Origin of the sequence: Sporosarcina sp. E16_8 (assembly GCF_017347095.1) — a bacterium.
GTDB lineage: Bacteria > Bacillota > Bacilli > Bacillales_A > Planococcaceae > Sporosarcina.
Window position 1 is genome coordinate 1 of record NZ_JADPRZ010000044.1, and the last position, 18458, is coordinate 18458.

General features: G+C 42.7%; 18 protein-coding genes. 4 read left to right on the forward strand and 14 right to left on the reverse strand.

The features are described from left to right. Positions 1 to 96: 96 nt before the first annotated feature. The 5 genes from hflX to I2484_RS17125 all read right to left on the reverse strand — a co-directional run bounded on the left by hflX (position 97) and on the right by I2484_RS17125 (position 7441). Positions 97 to 1368 carry a GTPase HflX gene (gene hflX, locus I2484_RS17105; RefSeq protein WP_207152276.1) on the reverse strand — a complete coding sequence of 424 codons (1272 nt, stop codon included), beginning with the start codon at positions 1366 to 1368 and terminating at the stop codon, positions 97 to 99. A gap of 140 nt (positions 1369 to 1508) precedes the next feature. Next, positions 1509 to 2204 carry a VOC family protein gene (locus tag I2484_RS17110; protein ID WP_207152277.1) on the reverse strand — a complete coding sequence of 232 codons (696 nt, stop codon included), beginning with the start codon at positions 2202 to 2204 and terminating at the stop codon, positions 1509 to 1511. A 71-nt stretch (positions 2205 to 2275) separates the two neighbouring features. After that, the gene (putP, locus tag I2484_RS17115; RefSeq protein WP_207152278.1) at positions 2276 to 3760 is read right to left on the reverse strand and encodes a sodium/proline symporter PutP; all 1485 of its coding nucleotides are present in this window, start codon (positions 3758 to 3760) and stop codon (positions 2276 to 2278) included. A 229-nt stretch (positions 3761 to 3989) separates the two neighbouring features. Next, positions 3990 to 5624, reverse strand: coding sequence for an AMP-binding protein (locus I2484_RS17120; RefSeq protein WP_207152279.1), 1635 nt, complete (start codon positions 5622 to 5624; stop codon positions 3990 to 3992). Between the two features lie 257 nt (positions 5625 to 5881). Then, a complete protein-coding gene (locus I2484_RS17125) occupies positions 5882 to 7441 on the reverse strand; it encodes an FMN-binding glutamate synthase family protein (protein ID WP_207152280.1) in 1560 nt (519 codons plus the stop codon). 90 nt (positions 7442 to 7531) lie between these two features. Here I2484_RS17125 and nfsA point away from each other — a divergent pair, with 90 nt between their 5' ends. After that, positions 7532 to 8263: an oxygen-insensitive NADPH nitroreductase gene (gene nfsA, locus I2484_RS17130; RefSeq protein WP_207152281.1), complete on the forward strand. Its 732-nt coding sequence runs from the start codon at positions 7532 to 7534 to the stop codon at positions 8261 to 8263. Positions 8264 to 8274: 11 nt separating this feature from the next. After that, a complete protein-coding gene (locus I2484_RS17135) occupies positions 8275 to 9441 on the forward strand; it encodes a class I SAM-dependent methyltransferase (RefSeq protein WP_207152282.1) in 1167 nt (388 codons plus the stop codon). Positions 9442 to 9663: 222 nt separating this feature from the next. Here the strand turns inward: I2484_RS17135 and I2484_RS22040 are convergent, their stop codons facing one another. Beyond that, complete coding sequence (locus I2484_RS22040; RefSeq protein ID WP_207152283.1) at positions 9664 to 9957, reverse strand: TIGR04104 family putative zinc finger protein; 294 nt, start codon at positions 9955 to 9957, stop codon at positions 9664 to 9666. Positions 9958 to 10009: 52 nt separating this feature from the next. Continuing rightward, complete coding sequence (locus tag I2484_RS17145; RefSeq protein ID WP_207152284.1) at positions 10010 to 10666, reverse strand: Dph6-related ATP pyrophosphatase; 657 nt, start codon at positions 10664 to 10666, stop codon at positions 10010 to 10012. Positions 10667 to 10846: 180 nt separating this feature from the next. Between I2484_RS17145 and I2484_RS17150 the strand changes: the two genes are divergently transcribed. Then, positions 10847 to 11344 carry an RNA polymerase sigma factor gene (locus I2484_RS17150; protein ID WP_207152285.1) on the forward strand — a complete coding sequence of 166 codons (498 nt, stop codon included), beginning with the start codon at positions 10847 to 10849 and terminating at the stop codon, positions 11342 to 11344. After that, positions 11341 to 12213, forward strand: a complete 873-nt coding sequence (gene rsiV, locus I2484_RS17155) for an anti-sigma-V factor RsiV (protein ID WP_207152286.1) — start codon at positions 11341 to 11343, stop codon at positions 12211 to 12213. Before I2484_RS17150 ends, rsiV begins: the two co-directional genes overlap by 4 nt. Before the next feature lie 134 nt (positions 12214 to 12347). On the opposite strand, the gene I2484_RS17160 is transcribed toward rsiV, so the two are convergent. The 7 genes from I2484_RS17160 to I2484_RS17190 form a co-directional block, all read right to left on the reverse strand. Beyond that, positions 12348 to 12848, reverse strand: coding sequence for a PCYCGC motif-containing (lipo)protein (locus tag I2484_RS17160; RefSeq protein ID WP_207152287.1), 501 nt, complete (start codon positions 12846 to 12848; stop codon positions 12348 to 12350). Positions 12849 to 12931: 83 nt separating this feature from the next. Continuing rightward, entirely contained in the window at positions 12932 to 13222 is a 291-nt protein-coding gene (locus I2484_RS17165; RefSeq protein ID WP_346014214.1) for an HIT family protein, read from the reverse strand. A gap of 123 nt (positions 13223 to 13345) precedes the next feature. Further along, positions 13346 to 14728, reverse strand: a complete 1383-nt coding sequence (gene fumC / locus I2484_RS17170; protein ID WP_207152288.1) for a class II fumarate hydratase — start codon at positions 14726 to 14728, stop codon at positions 13346 to 13348. A gap of 33 nt (positions 14729 to 14761) precedes the next feature. Further along, a complete protein-coding gene (locus I2484_RS17175) occupies positions 14762 to 15226 on the reverse strand; it encodes an NUDIX hydrolase (RefSeq protein ID WP_207152289.1) in 465 nt (154 codons plus the stop codon). Between the two features lie 66 nt (positions 15227 to 15292). Beyond that, positions 15293 to 16225 (reverse strand): HD-GYP domain-containing protein, encoded by a 933-nt coding sequence (locus I2484_RS17180; RefSeq protein WP_207152290.1) that lies wholly within the window; start codon positions 16223 to 16225, stop codon positions 15293 to 15295. 117 nt (positions 16226 to 16342) lie between these two features. Continuing rightward, complete coding sequence (locus tag I2484_RS17185; protein WP_207152291.1) at positions 16343 to 17629, reverse strand: ABC transporter permease; 1287 nt, start codon at positions 17627 to 17629, stop codon at positions 16343 to 16345. Then, a complete protein-coding gene (locus tag I2484_RS17190; RefSeq protein ID WP_207152292.1) occupies positions 17619 to 18317 on the reverse strand; it encodes an ABC transporter ATP-binding protein in 699 nt (232 codons plus the stop codon). Before I2484_RS17190 ends, I2484_RS17185 begins: the two co-directional genes overlap by 11 nt. Between the last annotated feature and the right edge of the window lie 141 nt (positions 18318 to 18458).

Here is an 18458-nt window from a genome sequence, read left to right on the forward strand (position 1 = left end):
CGCTCGGGTCATAAGCAATCCAGCTATGTGGCAAAGAGCGCCACGTCGCTGGATCGACTTATGCCTGTCGCGTCTAGAAGGCGCCTTCCGCTTTTCTTAGTGACTTACGATAAACTCTTCAACTTTGACCCGCTCTGAACTATCCATTTCCACGGTCATCAGCGTTCCATCTTCTTCGTACTCCGTACTTTTGACGTTCGCTTTATCATTCAAATAAGACACGATATCACCACGGTCAAATGGAATAAGTAGCTTGCATGTACTATATTGTTCAAATATCTTTTTCTTGATCAACTCAATTAGTTCATCTAACCCTTTTCCTTCACGTGCAGAAATCCACACGCTATCATCGCTCACTACTGGATAGGGTATGTCCGCAAGATCCGCTTTATTGTAAATATTAAGCGTCGCCACATTCTCTACTCCAACAGCCTGCAACGTATCATTCGTTACTTCCATCATATAGCCGTGTTCCGAATTCGACACATCCACTACATGTAGAAGGAGATCCGCATCACGCGCTTCTTCCAATGTTGAACGGAATGCTTTTACAAGATGATGCGGTAGTTTTGACACAAAACCAACCGTATCCGTCAAGATGAATTCTTTGTTATCCTCAAGCTTCACTTTCCGGATTGACGTATCGAGTGTCGCGAACAACATATCCTCTTCGAAAACTTGCTTCGCATTATCTACGTCCATCTTCAACAGCAATTTATTCATAATTGTCGACTTGCCCGCATTCGTATAGCCGACAATCGAAACAACAGGGATACCGCTCTTTTTACGTTGCTTACGCTGAGTTTCACGCTGATCCTTCACATGATCAAGGTCACGGCCAAGTTTGGAAATCTGGTCTTCGATTTTTCGTCGATCGAGTTCAAGTTTTGTTTCTCCGGCCCCTTTATTTTGGACACCGCCACCTGCGCCCCCGCCCTGTCTGCCGAGAGATGCACGTAAACCGACAAGTCTAGGAAGCATGTATTGCAGCTGGGCAAGTTCAACTTGCATCCGCGATTCGCTCGTTCTCGCGCGCCGTACGAAAATATCAAGTATGAGCATTGTACGGTCAATCACCTTGCAGTCCAGTTCCCGCTCTAGATTACGAATTTGAGACGGCGACAATTCATCATTGAAGATAACAAGGTTCGCATCTAATTCTTCATAGAAGTTCTTAATCTCTTCCATTTTACCTTTCCCAACATAAGTTGACGGGTTGCGTTTCTCCATGTTTTGCGTCACTTCTCCGACGACTTCAACCTCTATTGCTTTAGCGAGGTTTATCAACTCTTCCATTGCATATTCAAAGTGCTTATCCTTTTGTTCATGGACCCCCACAATTACTGCGCGTTCAACTAAAACTTCCATAGAACTACCCCTTCCAGACCGACTATAAGTATATTCAGTCTACCATATCTAGCGAAACTGTATAACACAGGATGAACTGGACGACAGGCTCGTCAAACTCTACGACAGAAAGATTGAACTGGGCAACCACTCTGTAACTGTTAGTCAGTTTGCCCAACGACAACATCCGTCAATCTATCTATTTCGCCATCATGCACAACAAATTTCAACACAACATTCGGCAAGACGATGTCATCAGCATTACCAACTTTCTGTGACAATAAAATCGCCCACTCTGCCGTTACTCTTAATGGATCATCAACACTGAAAATACACTCTGTAATTTCCAACAGTTCATTATCCGATTTAAGTGTTCCATCTTCACGTAACTTCTCAAAACGTGTTTCTTCCGTCTCTTCCCACTCGATAAAAAATGGATAGGGCAATTCATGCGACACGGGTTGATCGATGAACAACATTTTCCATTTCCGCAATTGGCCATTGGCCGTTCTCCGCGAAGCATTGAGCACACCTGATGTATAAAATCCTTTATTTTCAACTTCCTCATTAAATTTCTCAATTTTATCTACTGACAGACATATCGTTCCCCAACCATCGTCCTGTTCAAGGTCATGCAGCAATAACTTTGTCAACGGATGAACCACTTGTTGTGCAATCTCTATCTTCTCGACTGACAGCCATTCAATATAAGCATTCTTCGTATAGAGCAGGGCATTATGCGTTCCCCATTTTTCATGACGACCACCAACTACAGCGTGACGCCCATTCGCTAGTTGCTCCACTACTATTTGTTCCGGTTCTTTACTCGTGAAATAAACTACATGGTCCAGTTTCATATTAATAACCTCGCCTTCATAATTTTAACTAAATGAAAAGCCTGCAGTAGTAGAAACTGCAGGCCTAAAAATTACTTATCTTCGTTAAGAATCTTAAGTGCTGCCGAGAATTCTTTATCAATTTCGGCATTTGGTTTATATGTGATAGTACTAACGACAACTGCAACAATCAGACATAGGAGGAAACCAGGAACGATCTCATAAAGAGTATCGTGCAATGCATCAACGTTCCCCCAAATCATCACCGTAATTGCACCAGCAATCATTCCCCATAGTGCGCCTTTTGTTGTAAGTTTGCGCCAGTAAAGAGATAGAAGGATAATTGGACCAAATGCTGCACCAAATCCAGCCCATGCAAACGATACGATACTCAAAATTGATTCATTGTTCGGCCAAGCAAGTACCATGGCAATTAACGAAACGACAAGGACTGCCATTCTTCCTAAAAACACATAATGCTTATCTGTCGCATCTTTTTTCATGAACGTTTTGTACAAGTCTTCGACAAGTGCAGAAGACGATACAATTAGTTGTGAAGAAATCGTACTCATAACAGCCGCAAGAACAGCTGCAAGCATGATTCCTACGATAAATGGATGGAAGATAATTTGCCCTAAGACAATGAATACGGTTTCATTATCCGCAAGATTTGCACCTGCATTCTGTTGGAAATAAGCAATTCCGATAAGCGCAGTCGCCACAGCACCGAATAAGCTCAAGAACATCCAGCTAATTCCGATACGACGTGCTTTTTTCGCTTCTTTGTGCGAACTAAGCGCCATAAAGCGAACGATGATATGTGGTTGACCGAAATAACCCAATCCCCACGCAACCGCAGACAAAACGCCTAAGAATGTTGCACCCGATACAAAGTTCAGCAATTGTGGATCTACAGCACGGATACTTGTCGCTGTTTCTGTAAATCCTCCTGTAATAAAGATACCAACAATCGGCACAAGAAGTAGGGCAAAGAACATGACGACACCTTGGACAACATCCGTATAACTGACCGCCAAAAACCCTCCGAATAATGTATAGAAAATAACTACCGCCGAAACAATCAGTAGGCCTGTGTGATACTCCAACCCGAATGAGCTAAGGAAGAACTTCCCGCCTGCAACCATACCTGAAGACACATAAAATGTGAAGAATATCAGAATGATGACACCTGAAGCAATTCGCAAGAGACGTGATTTATCTTTCAGACGACTTTCCAAGTAACTCGGAATTGTAATGGAGTCACTTGACACTTGTGTATAGACACGTAAGCGTGGTGCAACAAACACCCAGTTCAAATATGCTCCAACCGTCAAACCGACTGCAATCCACGCTTCAACTAAACCGTTAAGATAGATTGCACCCGGCAACCCCATAAGCAACCAGCCCGACATATCAGCAGCACCAGCACTGAGAGCGGTTACAGCCGGTCCAAGCGATCGTCCACCTAACATATAGTCCGTGAGATTGGATGTTCGTTTGAATGCATACCATCCAATGAAAATCATCGCAGACATGTATATAATAATTGCAATTAATTGATACCCTTCATTTGTCATGATGAATCCCCCTTTTTTTAACTTCGTCTTTATCATATCACTTTTTCAATAAATAAAAATCCGTTTTTTAAAATAATCCTTAGTAAATAATGTATATAGAATAGACAGAATACGATATAAATATTTCATTCACCTTACATTTCCCAGGAAATAATGTCGATTCGACAAAGGGTTTTTATACAAAACGCAAAAAAGTGTATTCCCCATATTTAGAGGAATACACCTATTTTCACTGATATGACTTTTCTACGGACATTTCTCGTAGTTTGTACTTTTGAATTTTCCCCGAAGCAGTCATTGGATATTCTTCTAAAAACTCAATGTACTTTGGAATCTTATGATGTGAAATACTTCCTCTACAAAACTCGCGTACTGATTCTTCATCCAGATACACGTCTTTTTTAGGTATGATCCAGGCCATTAGTTCCTCACCGTATTTCGCATCTGGCACGCCCACAACTTGTACGTCTGCAATTTCAGGATGCGTATACAGAAACTCCTCGACCTCTTTCGGATAAATATTTTCGCCGCCACGGATGACCATGTCTTTGATGCGGCCCGTAATATCGATGTATCCATCTGCATCCATCACTGCAATGTCGCCTGTATGGAGCCAACCTTCTTCATCAATCGCTTCACGTGTCGCTTCCGCATTGTTGTAATACCCTTTCATTATGTTATAACCACGCGTGCAAAGTTCCCCCGGAACACCAACAGGCAGTTCTTCACCCGTTACAGGGTCAATAATTTTCACTTCAACGTTCGGATGCGGTTTCCCGACTGTTGACACACGTTTTTCGATTGGATCATCTGTCCTCGTCTGCGTAATGACGGGGGATGCTTCTGTCTGGCCATAACAGATCGTAATTTCACTCGCTCCCATATCTTCAATAACACGTTTCATTACTTCAATCGGACATACAGATCCCGCCATAATACCGGTACGAAGCGTGGATGTATCATAGTTCTTAAATTCAGGATGGTTCAACTCAGCGATGAACATCGTTGGTACTCCATGAAGTGCTGTACACTTCTCATCTTGTACTGCTTGAAGTACACGCAATGGATCGAACTGTTCGAGCAAAACCATCGCAGAACCATGCGTAACCGCCGCTAGCGTTCCTAGCACACAACCAAAGCAATGGAAAAACGGGACAGGAATACAAACGCGATCCCGCTCTGTCAGTTTCATATAATCCCCAATTTGCTTGCCGTTGTTGACGACGTTATTATGTGTTAGCATGACCCCTTTAGGAAAGCCAGTTGTGCCGGAAGTATATTGAATATTAATGACATCATCGGGATCAAGCGATTGAAATTGTTCCTCCAACTGCTCATTCGTTACCTTATGAGCCTGCGCCATAAATTCCGACCATTTGTACATGCCTTGTTCTTCCCGTTCTGTCATCAGGATGATTCGTTTGAAATGAGGTAATTTATCACTTGAAACGGAACCCCTCTCACCCGTCTCCAGTTCAGGGCAAACCGCACGGATGATATCTATGTAACTCGTTCCCTTAAAGCTTTCATCCAAAATAAGCGTAGTCGCGTCAGATTGCTTCATTAGATATTCCAATTCCGTAGCTTGGTAATTCGTATTTACCGTAACAAGGACTGCACCCATTTTCCCCGTTGCATATTGGCTAAGGAGCCATTCCCTTTTATTGTCCGACCAGATAGCAACGTTTTCCCCTTTTTCGATGCCCATGCCAATAAATGCTTTTGCAAGTTCGTCCGTTTCCTCATCAAACTCCTTATATGTTTTCCTAATCCCATGTTCCGGATAGACATACGCCTCCTGCACAGGATGAAGTCGTGCCTGCTCCCTTACAATCTCCCCCACCGTTTTACGTAATAATGTCATGTCCATTCCCCTTTTCTGAAAAAGTCATATAATAATATATTATCACTAAATTCGTATTATTGGAAAATTAATTCGGGGTTGTAGTGTATTTGTCACCGGATACTATATAGGGTACGTTGTGAGGTTTTGGTAGAGTGTTGTTTTCTTTTGAATTTACGTTGCGAACTTTCGATGTTATGTTGTTTTCTTCACCAGAGCGGTACGAATTCCATAAAAAACACCGTTCCACCCCTCAAGGTAGAACGGCACACTTCAATTCATTCCACAGGGAAGACGCGTCCCCGTTCATCTTTATAAACGACATGATGTCGTTCGAGTTTCGTCGGTGAATCGAGGCCTGCAGCTGCAGCGACACGGAAAAGCCCTTCGCGCATCGTCAAAATATAATTCGTGACACGGTATTTTTTCTCTTCGACAACAAGTCCTTGTTGTAATTTCTTATCTGTCGTCGCAACGCCCGCTGGACAATCGTTCGTATGACAGCGGTGTGCCATAATGCAACCGACCGAGATCATGAACCCACGCGCAACCTGAACGAGATCTGCTCCCATTGCCAGAACAATTGCCGCCCTGTCTGGTGTCGTAATTTTACCTGACGCAATAATTTTCACACGATCACGCACTTCAAATTTACGAAGCGCATCGTCCAGAAGAATAATCGCTGATCGTAACGGCAATCCAACGCTGTCTGCAAGATCTTGGTACGTAGCGCCCGAGCCACCTTCTCCCCCATCTAATGAGATGAAGTCAGGACCCATACTTGTTTCATGCATGAATGATGCAAGCTCCTCCGCATCCTGTTTCCCTCCGATGACAACTTTAATGCCAACCGGTTTACCCGAATGCTGACGAATTTGATCAATAAATTCGAAAAGTGTTGGGTAATCATCAAACTGGTGAAAGCGGTTTGGACTGTTAATGGAAACATACGGAGCAACATTACGGATTGCCGCAATTTCTTCCGTTACCTTCGATCCTTCTACATGTCCACCGCGCATTTTTGCACCTTGCGCTAGTTTAATTTCAAACGCTTTCACTTGTGGAATATCCGCTTTTTCACGGACCCTTTCTAAACTGAATTGGCCATCCTCCGTTCTAAACCCGAACAGACCCGAGCCAATTTGTGCAATGATATCCGCACCGCCCGCCAAGTGATGCTTGGACAGACCACCTTCTCCCGTGTTCATCCAAGCCCCTTGCGCCATGCCGATCCCTTTTGACAATGCAGTAATTGCATTTTCCCCGAGTGCCCCATAACTCATCGCGGATTGACCAAGCATGCTGCGAACATGGAATGGATGCTCACAGTTCGGACCAATGACGATTGCATCCTCTTCTGGCAATAACCAAGGCAATGTCGGAATGTCTTCGCGATGTTCTTTGCGTGAGAATAGATTATCTTCATCAACGACATAACGCATCGTATCTATAAGGTTTGAATTATCAACGCGCATCTCCTCATTTTGCTTGGTAAACATAGCGTTGCGGATATAATAACCCGATTCTTCAAAATCACGTTTCGATCCAAAGCCAATGACGCTGTTCAAATATTTCCCCGGCATAACCATGCGCAGGTATTCTTCCCGATTGAATGGTTCGCCATCATTATCGTCATCAAACAAATATTGTCGAAGTTCAGGACCCGTCTTCTCCATTACATAGCGCATCCGTCCTAAAATCGGGAAGTTCCGAAGAATCGCATGTTGCTTTTGACTTTTGTCATAAAAGTATAGATATATGGCAATTGTAATTGGTAAGACGACTAGAAATAAAACTAACAACGCCGTGGTAACTGAAATACCTTCCACCCAATTCATAACAACACCCCTTTGTTAAGCTTTATAGGTAGTTTACCACTACCATAGTCTGTTAATCTTAATTTACAAAACAAATTTTGGAGGGATTCCATGGTTATCGACTTACTAACTGCACACGCATCTGTCCGAAAATATAAAGACGTTACACTAACCAAAGAAGAAGTACATGAACTCATTCGTGTCGGTCAACATGCCGCTAGTTCGCACTTTGTCCAAGCATACTCTGTCATTTATGTAACCGATGTTGAAAAACGTAAGAAACTAGCGGAACTCGCGAAGAATCCGCAGCAGATTTTATCAGCTGGTGCCGTTTTGGTGTTTTGCGCAGACTATTGTCGTTTGAAAAAGGCCGCTAGCTTAGTCGGAAAAGACATTGATTTCTCCTCTGCTGAAAATGTCCTTGTCGGCTCGATCGACGTTTCTTTATTCGCCCAAAACGTTGCAATTGCGGCTGAATCGAAAGGCTACGGCATCTGCTATATCGGTGGTGTTCGTAATGCACCCGTGGAAATAAGCGAATTGCTATCGCTTCCTGAAGGAGTTGCTCCACTATTCGCCATGACAATCGGCGTTCCTGATGAAGCAAATGAAGTGAAGCCTCGCTTACCAGTGGAAGCAATTATTCACGAAAACAGCTATGATGTTGATAAATACAACGAACTTATCCCAACGTATGATGAAACAATGAACGACTATTATTTAAGCCGCGGCTCAAACCGTAAAGACGCCGCCTGGTCCGACTCCATGGCAGACTTTTTAGAAGCACCCAAACGAACATATATGAAAGATTTTTTAAAGAAACAGGGATTTGAGTTTAACTAGGAGTGATTATTTTGCAATTCGAGGAATTACTGGACAAACTTACACACCAGATAACAGATGGGTCTTTCATTGGAGGGACAATCAGCCAAGCTCGGACAAAAACAGATGAACTCAAACGAGTGAAAATTAAGCCCGTGGAAATAAAAGGACAGTTGCATATTCAATTTGAATACCAGTACGAACGAGTGTTGAACCATGAAAACGTGATGCCTGATGTATTGCGACCACACTTGCAACAACTGCTTGAGCGTTTCAGACAACTACATGCTGAGTTTTCGGAAGAAAAGATTCAGGTTCAACTGACGAAAAAATTTAAAGTCATGTGGAAATCGGAAAAATCGGCATCAGAAAAAGTCGTTAACCTTTCACACAACCGCAAGAAAAATTATTTACTGGATGAAAATACGGCCTATCCATTTTTAGTCCGGCTTGGTGTCCAAACACCCGATGGCAAAGTGAAAAAGCAAAAGCACGACAAATTTAGGCAAATTAACCGGTTCGTCGAATTCATCGATGATTCGCTTGCCCACTTACCGAAAGATCGAACTGTACGTATTCTTGATTTTGGTTCAGGTAAATCCTATTTAACGTTTGCGCTCTATCACTACTTACGTATCGAAAAAGGACTGGATATTAAGGTAACTGGGCTTGATTTAAAAAAAGAAGTGATTGAGGAATGCAGTTTGATTGCTAAAGATCTTGGTTACGATAATCTTGAGTTTCTTGTAGGGGATATCAATGACTATAATGACGAAACATCAGTCGACATGGTCGTCACATTACATGCATGCGATGTCGCAACGGATATGGCGCTTGCCCGTGCGGTGAAATGGGGAGCAAAAGTAATCTTGAGTGTCCCTTGTTGCCAGCACGAACTTTTCTCACAGGTCAATTCCCCCGCGCTTGACGTTATGCTTCAACACGGACTTATCAAAGAGCGGTTCTCGGCACTTGCTACTGATTCTATTCGTGCGGAATTGCTAACTCTAGTTGGCTACGAAGCGCAGCTATTAGAATTTATCGATATAGAGCATACGCCGAAAAACATTTTGATTCGGGCCTATCAGACCGGACGCGAGGCTTCAGCTGATGATTTTACTCGCTACAACGAATTCAAGAAGTTGTTGAATGCGGATCCATTTTTAGAGAAGGAATTGGGAAATCTATTAAATAAATAAGCAACCCCATCTACATTTTCGATTGGCGAATGTGGATGGGGTTTTATAGTCTGGACGCAACAACTAACCTGATTCATAGCATCCTTAATATATTTTATAACATCACACTTTCACCAAGGAAGATAAGATGGCGCTTCCATATGTTCCACCAGCTCTACCTCACTACTGGTAGTAATATAGTGATGCCTGGCATATTCGCATAGCTCTCCCCACTATCGTTTCTCAGGTACAATCATCACTAAATTTCACCAAATAAGGAAAAAGTAAAGATACAGGAATAGTCAGCAGAAGGACCATTGCTAGCATTGACAGTATCGACAGATTGAAATTACTTGTCAGGTATATTCCGAATACAGTTATAGGGACAACAATAATAGAGAGCACAAATCTTGAAGCAATTAGGACTTTATGTTTTGTACCGCATTGCCTGCATTTGATCGGCCTATAAGCTAGCCAAAGCGATTTATTAATTTCACCATAAGTGAATGGAGTATTACAATGATCACATTTTTGCAAATCTACACCCTCCCTCTCTCAACGACAGCTGTTTCATCTGCCAATTCGAACATCACTCCAACGCAACTTCCAAAAACACATAACCATCTCGTTCATGCTGTCCTGAAAAAACAACCGGGACCCGCTCGCTGAAAATCGGTCCATCCACTACAACAGTGTGAAATTCCCCAGATTCCCCGCACGAATCAATTCCGAGTGCATCGAGTTCGTCCATCAGTTCTACAGTGAATTTACGGCCTATGAAGTGTGCCGGCATCATTTTTGTATTGACGACAACGATGTATGCCTCGAATCCGGCTTCTATAAATTCATGCAATATCTTGCGACGCGGCTCCATCCATAGTGGATGCACTGCTTCCATATCGACTTTTGCACATGTTTTTTGAACCCATTCCAAATGATCTTCGAGATCGATATCCCCAAAAACCCCGTGGCTGATGCCTGACTCAACGCATTCCTTCATCGCGTCTAAAAATTGCTCTTCATACCCTTTCCAGTCAGCTCCCCGTATAATTAAAGGAACGCCAATCCTCTTTGCTTGGGCTTCCACGACTTCAAAAGGCAACGCATGCGATTTTGATCGTTCTTCATCCTCTTCAAACATCGTCAATAACCGTTTCGGAATGCCACCCGATTTCATTGCGCGGTAAAAAGCCATGGCAGAATCTTTCCCACCGCTCCACGATGCAACAAATGATATACCCTTCATCTTGTTCGCCCCCAACTTCATTTACGTTGACCTTACTTTACCATAGTCTCACAATGAAGTTGCGAAATTTTCAATCAACTTTTTATGATAACCAATCAAAACTTTTCACAGATGTACCCCGTCAAATAACTATAACGTGTTCGCGACATGTTGGAAACTGGAGAAGGTGAACCTTTTGTCATGACAAAAAAAGAGAAGTTCGAACTTGTAGAAAATTTTATAATGGAAAACCGGGAAGCTCATTATCGCCTTGCGTACAGCTATGTAAGAAATAAAGAAAATGCGCTTGATATCGTACAAGATGCCATTTTAAAAGCGCTTAAATCAATTGATCGACTGGAAGAGCTCACTTATATGAAAACATGGTTTTACCGAATTGTCGTCAATACTGCTATTGATTTTATCCGTAAACATCGGCGCGTAACGGTGATGGATGACGATATTCTTAATATCCATCTGCCTGCGTTGAAAGATGACATGATCGATATGGATTTGCAAGAAGCTGTTGACTTGCTGCCTACGAAGTATAAGAGCGTCATTATTCTCCGTTTTTTTGAAGATTTGAAGATTGATGAAATTGCTGAAATCACGGGAGAGAATGTGAATACGATAAAGACTCGACTGTATGCAGCTTTGAAGAAATTGCGTATTGAAATTGGGGAGGAGTTCAGATTATGAAAAAAATGAATAAGTTGAAAAAGGACCATGACGAGATTGTGATTCCGCCCGAGTTGGAAGACGTCGTAAAAGCTTCGATTCGCCAAGCAAAAGCATCACAGAAGAAACGTCCATTTTTAAAACAATGGACGATAGGAGCCGCCGCGGCTGCTGCTCTATTTATCGGCAGCATCAATATCAGCCCGTCTTTCGCACAGGCAATGGCAAACGTTCCTCTTCTTGGAGCAATTGTGGATGTATTTACCGCACAACAATTGACTGTCGATGAAAAGACATACCAAGCAAATGTCGACACACCAGCAATTGAAGGATTGGCTGATGAAGGACTGCAAGCTTCATTGAATGAGAAATACCTTGAAGAGAATAAAGTGCTCTTCGAACAGTTCCAACAAGAGGTGACGGAAATGGAAAAGGCAGGTGGCGGTCATCTTGGCATCGACACTGGCTACGAAGTGAAAACAGATACTGACCAGCTTCTATCGATTGCTCGCTATGAGGTGAATACGGTCGGATCCTCTTCAACCACAATGAAGTACGACACAATTGATAAACAGAACAGCATTTTAATCACATTGCCAAGCCTTTTTAAAGATGACAAATACGTCGATGCCATTAGCTCTTACGTAGTAGGTGAAATGGAGCGACAAATGGATGCGGATGAAGACATCTCTTACTTTTTGAATAGCGAATTCTTTGAGGACTTCGAAACAATCCAAGCCGATCAGTCCTTCTATATTACAGATAACAATAAGCTTGTCATTTCATTCGATAAATATGAAGTTGCACCTGGTTATATGGGTGTTGTGACATTTTCGATTCCAACTGAAGTAATCGCTGAGTATCTTGTGAGTGATCTGTATATCAATTAATTTGAGTTGTCTCGTACATGGAATAGTATATGTATGAGACTTTCGAGGAATGGTTGGACGCCTTGTGAATTTCATTAGACGCTCTCCATGAAAAAAAGCAGACACATTCGAGTGTCTGCTTTTTTGCGATTCAATTATGCTGGCATCGGCGTATCTGTTGGTTCTGCGTAGCCTTCTTTGTAATTTTCATCGATGAAGTCACGGATTTCTTTTAACGATTTGCCTTCCTTCGTCATCATTACAGATTGTACTGCGATATCAAGACAAACTTGGCAACGTGTTCCGTGGTCATCCCAGACAACAGAACCATCTTCACGAACTTCGTCGATGAAGCAATTCAAGTTACTGCCATGGCCTGCGCTTTCACCACATCCGCAATAACAAGGCATCCACTTGATGATATCCGTCGCAGTGCCCGCCATTTTATAGACAAGACGCATGTCTTCCGATTTGTCATCAAGGAACGAAGGTAAAATAGCGGCAGAATCTGTTACTTCCTGTAAATCACCGTTCGCCACATGCTTCTGTTCCCCATGCGCCATGTCGTGTTCTTTCTCGCTTGGCTGCGCTTTTTCTCCGCATGCTGAAAGGACAAGAATTGTTGCAAATAAGATGAACACTAATTTCTTTTTCATTTATTGCCATCTCCTAATTCGCGTAGTTATCCTATCATCTTAACCCAAAACAATACGTTTATAAGTTACAGTTTGATGGACAATCAAACACGACCGCGATTATCCCCTTGCTTAAGCCAATACCGGATACCCTTCCCGGAATACAGCTCGTCCGCAAATCTTGGAATCACATGCAAATGCGCATGCAGAATCGACTGGCCGCCTGCTTTCCCCGTATTCCAGCCAACCGAATAACCATCGTGCCCGTACAACTTTTCCAAATAAGCTTTCGCTTTCATTAAGAGCTCCTGTGTATCAATCCATTCTTCCGGAGTTAATGAAAACACATCGACTGCATGCCGTTTCGGAACTATGAGCCCACTCCCTTCCAGCACTGTTTGCTCGGAAGGCTTTTGAATATAAGCACATGTTGCATTTTAATAGATAATTTGCTGCTCGGGATCCTCTAGCAAATTGCAATACGGACACTCTTTTTCATACATGCCGCAGTCGACTCCTTATCTACCAATCATTTTCGAAGGTACGACATACTCATCAAACTGCTCTTCCGTCAGCAAGCCTGATTTGAGTGCTGCTTCTTTCAGTGTCGTGCCTTCTGCATGAGCAGTTTTCGCGATTTTCGCTGCATTTTCGTAACCGATATAAGGATTAAGTGCCGTCACGAGCATAAGTGAATTTTGAACTTTACGATCAATTTCTTCACGATTCGGTTCAATTCCGACTGCACAATTATCGTTAAAACTGATCATCGCGTCACTCAACAACGTCACAGATTGAAGGAAGTTAAAAATGATAACTGGTTTGAAGACGTTCAGTTCAAAGTTCCCCTGGCTCGCTGCGAAACCAATTGTCGCGTCGTTCCCCATGACTTGTGCGACAACCATTGTCAATGCTTCGCTTTGTGTAGGATTCACTTTTCCTGGCATAATTGAACTGCCTGGTTCATTCTCAGGAATCGTAATTTCACCAATACCTGAACGTGGTCCACTAGCCAACCAGCGCACGTCATTAGCGATTTTCATGAGGTCTGCCGCAAGCGCTTTGATAGCACCATGAACGTAAACAATTTCATCATAACTCGTAAGTGAATGGAATTTATTTAGCGCGGACGTAAATTCAATTCCCACAGCTGTACTGATTTCAGCCGCAACACGGTCGCCAAATCCGGCAGGCGCGTTAAGACCCGTTCCAACAGCGGTTCCGCCGATTGCAAGTTCTTTCATTGACTCGACGCTACCCGTAATCATTTGTTCCGTTTTCTCGAGCATCCGGTGCCAACCACTAATTTCTTGGCCTAGCGTTAAAGGCGTCGCGTCTTGTAAATGCGTACGACCGATTTTAATAATATCCATGAATTCTTCGGATTTCTTGCCGAGTGTTGCTTTTAATACGCCTATTGCTGGTATGAGTTGTTGTTGTACCGCCACAACGCCTGCAACATGCAATGCTGTCGGGAATGTGTCATTTGAACTTTGTGATTTATTGACATCATCGTTCGGATGAAGACGCTCTTCCTCGCCCCACTCTTCAAGCAGTTGATTACCACGGCGTGCGAGCACTTCGTTCATATTCATGTTTGACTGCGTGCCGCTGCCTGTTTGCCAAACGACAAGTGGGAAATGATCATCCAGTTTGCCAGAGACTACTTCGCCCGCTGCTGCAGAGATTGCCTTCTTTTTCGCTTCTGATAGGGCACCATGTGCATGGCTCGCGATTGCGGCTGATTTTTTCAAATGGGCAAATGCACGAATAACACCAATCGGCATTTTTTCTCCACCGATTTTAAAGTTTTGTTTACTGCGCTGCGTCTGTGCACCCCATAACTTGTCCGCAGGTACTTTAATTTCACCAAATGTGTCGTGTTCAATACGATAATCCATTCTTCATCCGCCTCTCGATTAGTAGTATCACCATTATCTCATGATTGGCACCTTTTTTTCATGCGCCCAGTCTTGAATGAACGCTTTTTGTCTTGGGTTTAAGTTCGCCGGCAATTCATCTCTACCAAAGAAACGGTGCGCCTTGCTTTCCGCTCCACCCTGTCGCAATTCACCTGAATAGGTTTTGGAATGAAAAATAACTTGCACACTGTATACCTTATCGCCGTTCGGATACGTCACAAAACAGGACTCCCCAGAATAAAGACCGAACAGCTGAAGCTCGTCCACAATCAATCCCGTTTCTTCATATGTCTCCCTTTTGGCTGTTTCTTCAAACGTTTCCCCTAGTTCCATCACGCCGCCCGGAATGCACCAGTTATCTTCATCTGTACGTTGTTGGAGTAGGATTTTATCCATACCAGTAATAATGACGCCGCAACCCACCGTAAGTAGTGATTCCTTACCAATCATTTTCCTCATTGTTTGAATATAGTTCATTTAACTTTCCCCTTTTGGCTCTATTTATATAGAAAAGACCCGGTTTCCCGAGTCTTTTCCCATTCTTCATTTCCAATTAAATTGGTTTTTCTTTAATATTTCTATAAATGCATCGACTACTATAGGATTAAACTGCGTCCCTCTTCCGTCCTCTAGTTCTTTCACGGCTTCTTGTATAGAAAGGCCCTTCTTATACACACGATCGGTTGTCATTGCATCAAATGCATCAACAACCGATACAATTGCGGATTCCAACATAATTTCATCACCTTTAAGACCGTATGGATAGCCCTTTCCATCGTACCTTTCATGATGTTGTTCGACAATGAAAGCAGTGTCTGCTAGCCATTCGACTGTATGCTCTCGCATAATCTTTGCACCTTCAGTCGTATGGGTCTTCATAATCCGCCACTCTTCAGCTGTCAGTTTCCCGGGTTTGTTTAGAATTTCTAGCGGAACAACACGCTTACCGATGTCATGAAAATAGGCACCCCATCTTAGTATGCTAAGGCTTTCTATTGGTAGTTCCAACTGTTTCCATACTTCAATTGAATAATCTTTAATTCGGTTGCTATGCATATAGGTATAGCCGTCGACCGATGCAATCGCATCCGCCTCTTCTTGGAGGATTTGCGTTTCCAGAAATCCAACCTCAAAAATTTCAGCAGACATTTCAATCAAAAAATCCGCTTCCGTTTTTCCGTAAAACGAAATGATATGTTCATAGCGCGATGCATCGACCTTCTCACCGATATCCAATAGATGCCGTTTTCCTTCGTATTCCATTTCCACTACTCCGTTAAGAAGCGTATATGATTCTACAGGCCCATCTTCATTATCATATTGAACCCAGAAAGAGCTATTCTTGTGCAATGAATAAAGAGCATTTGACAAACCGTTCCATCTTCCGAGCAATACGACATCCGCATAACCGAGATGAAGTACCGGATATCCTTCGCTAGTTTGATTGCTATACGACCGATTTGAAATAGTGTCCATAAGCGTACTCCTCGGGTTAAGGCATATGATCATCAAAGGTTGTCTGAATATTACCATTATAACAAGTCACACCTAAGTTTCATACATCTTTACCCGTTTAATGCAAAATAATGTCGATTAGAGCTCCTGTCTTAACGCATTGATGACATCAATTTTAGTCGCTTTACGCGCTGGGCGCCATCCCGAAATCATCGCGACGCCTATGCTGATTGTGGAAGCAATAACGACTAGTTGCCATGGAATGACGGAGAACGTAACAGTCATATCTCCAAAATCCTCTTCACCGAGCGCCGCCGTAACAATGATTGGCAGCACGTAATTCGACACAATGCTCACCCCATAGGAAATAACAACTGCAAGAACCGTCCCAACAATACCAATCCAAGCACTTTCCATCAGGAATAGTCGTTGGATTAATTTTGGATCTGCCCCAATTGCTTTCATAACTCCAATTTCACGCGTCCGCTCCGTTACAGCCATGGTCATCGTATTGAAAATCCCAATAGATGAGATTAAGATTGCGATTGTCCCAACAAATACGAGCCCCGCTTTTAGTGCTAAGAAAAAGACATCTAACTGGTCCAGTTCATCGGATATGGAATACACACTATATCCATCGTCTTTTAATGCAGTAGAGATTGCTTTCACATTTTCTAATTTATCCGCATAGACGTTAACATTGCCATAAAATAATTGCTGTGCGTCTGAATGATCATCTGCCGGCTTGTCCACATGTGTATAATAAATTTTTTCTAACTCAGGAATGATAGATGCGTCAGCGTATATTTTTTGATCTTGCTCCCAATCTTTCGCTGGTTTCTTTCCGATACCAACTATCGTGAGCATCATTTCATCTTCAATCAATTCACCTTCATTGTCACCAACTTGATAGATGAACTGTTCACCAATTAATTTGCCATCATACGTAGTAAATTCACCATCTTTGTTCTCATCTTGTTGATTCATTAGGTATTCAGCAAAATTGCTTCCAACGATGACTTCATTTGCCTTTTCAGGTAAACGCCCTTCCTGAAGCTCAAAGTTCGCTTTCTCTTCTTCTATAAAATCCGTCACAATAAGAGGATTATTCCCAGTAAAGTTACCGATTGAAGACTGCTGTTCCGTCCCTATATTTTGACGGAATACAACTGCTTTTACATGATCCCTTTTCTTCAGCTCAGCAACTTTCTCTTCGTGCATCTCACTTGAGAATACTTCAATTTGTGTCACAAGTCGGTTCGATAAAACCTCTCCCCGAATCGTTTCGTGCAGGCCGAATCCAACTGACGCGAGTACAATTAAAAAAGCGGTTCCCATCGTGGCTGCAAGCACGGTCATAAAGACACGCATTTTATTCTTCTTGATATGTTGCCCTACGAAACTAATCTGGTCTCTAAATTGCATGCTGTACGCCACCTTCTGTTAATATGCCATCGTGCATCCTGTAAACACGGTCTGCCGTTTGAGCCACTTCATCGTCGTGTGTAATGATAACGAATGTGATACCCCGCGTTTTATTGAGCGATTGGATAAGAAGAAGGACATCCTGCTCTGTTTCCGAGTCAAGGCTTCCCGTAGGTTCATCGGCGAAAATAATTGGTGGATCAGTGATAAGTGCACGCGCAATGCTGACACGCTGTTGCTGACCTCCCGATAATTCATTCGGATAATGATCTTGCACATCCGTCAGCCCAACGCTCTGCATAAGGTCCTTTACTTTCTTCTGTCGCTCACTTTTGCTGATACCTTTCAACGTCAAAGGTAGTTCAACATTTTCAAACGCTGTCAATCCAGGCATGAGTTGGAAGTTTTGAAAGACGAAACCGAAATGATCTAATCGAAACTTCGCACTTTCCACCTCGTTGAATGATGAGGTCTGAATACCTTGCACACTGATTTCCCCACTTTCAGGCGTTAGGAATCCTGCCATAATATGAAGAAGCGTCGATTTACCTGAACCACTTTTGCCAATAATGGATACAATTTCACCTTCCGGAACGTCGAACGTCAACCCTTTTAACACCGGAACCCGCTTCTCTTTTCCTTTCTTACCGATTTTGAATGAATGATTTAAATTTCGCACACTAATCATATGTTCCCCTCCAACTTTCTTTACTTCCTTCATTATAAACGGAGAATCTTAAGGGTTTGTGAGGATAATAATGAAGAATTTCTTAAGATATTGGAGGTGGATGCTGAGTATATGATCGGTTGATGAGTTTTATGTTTGGTC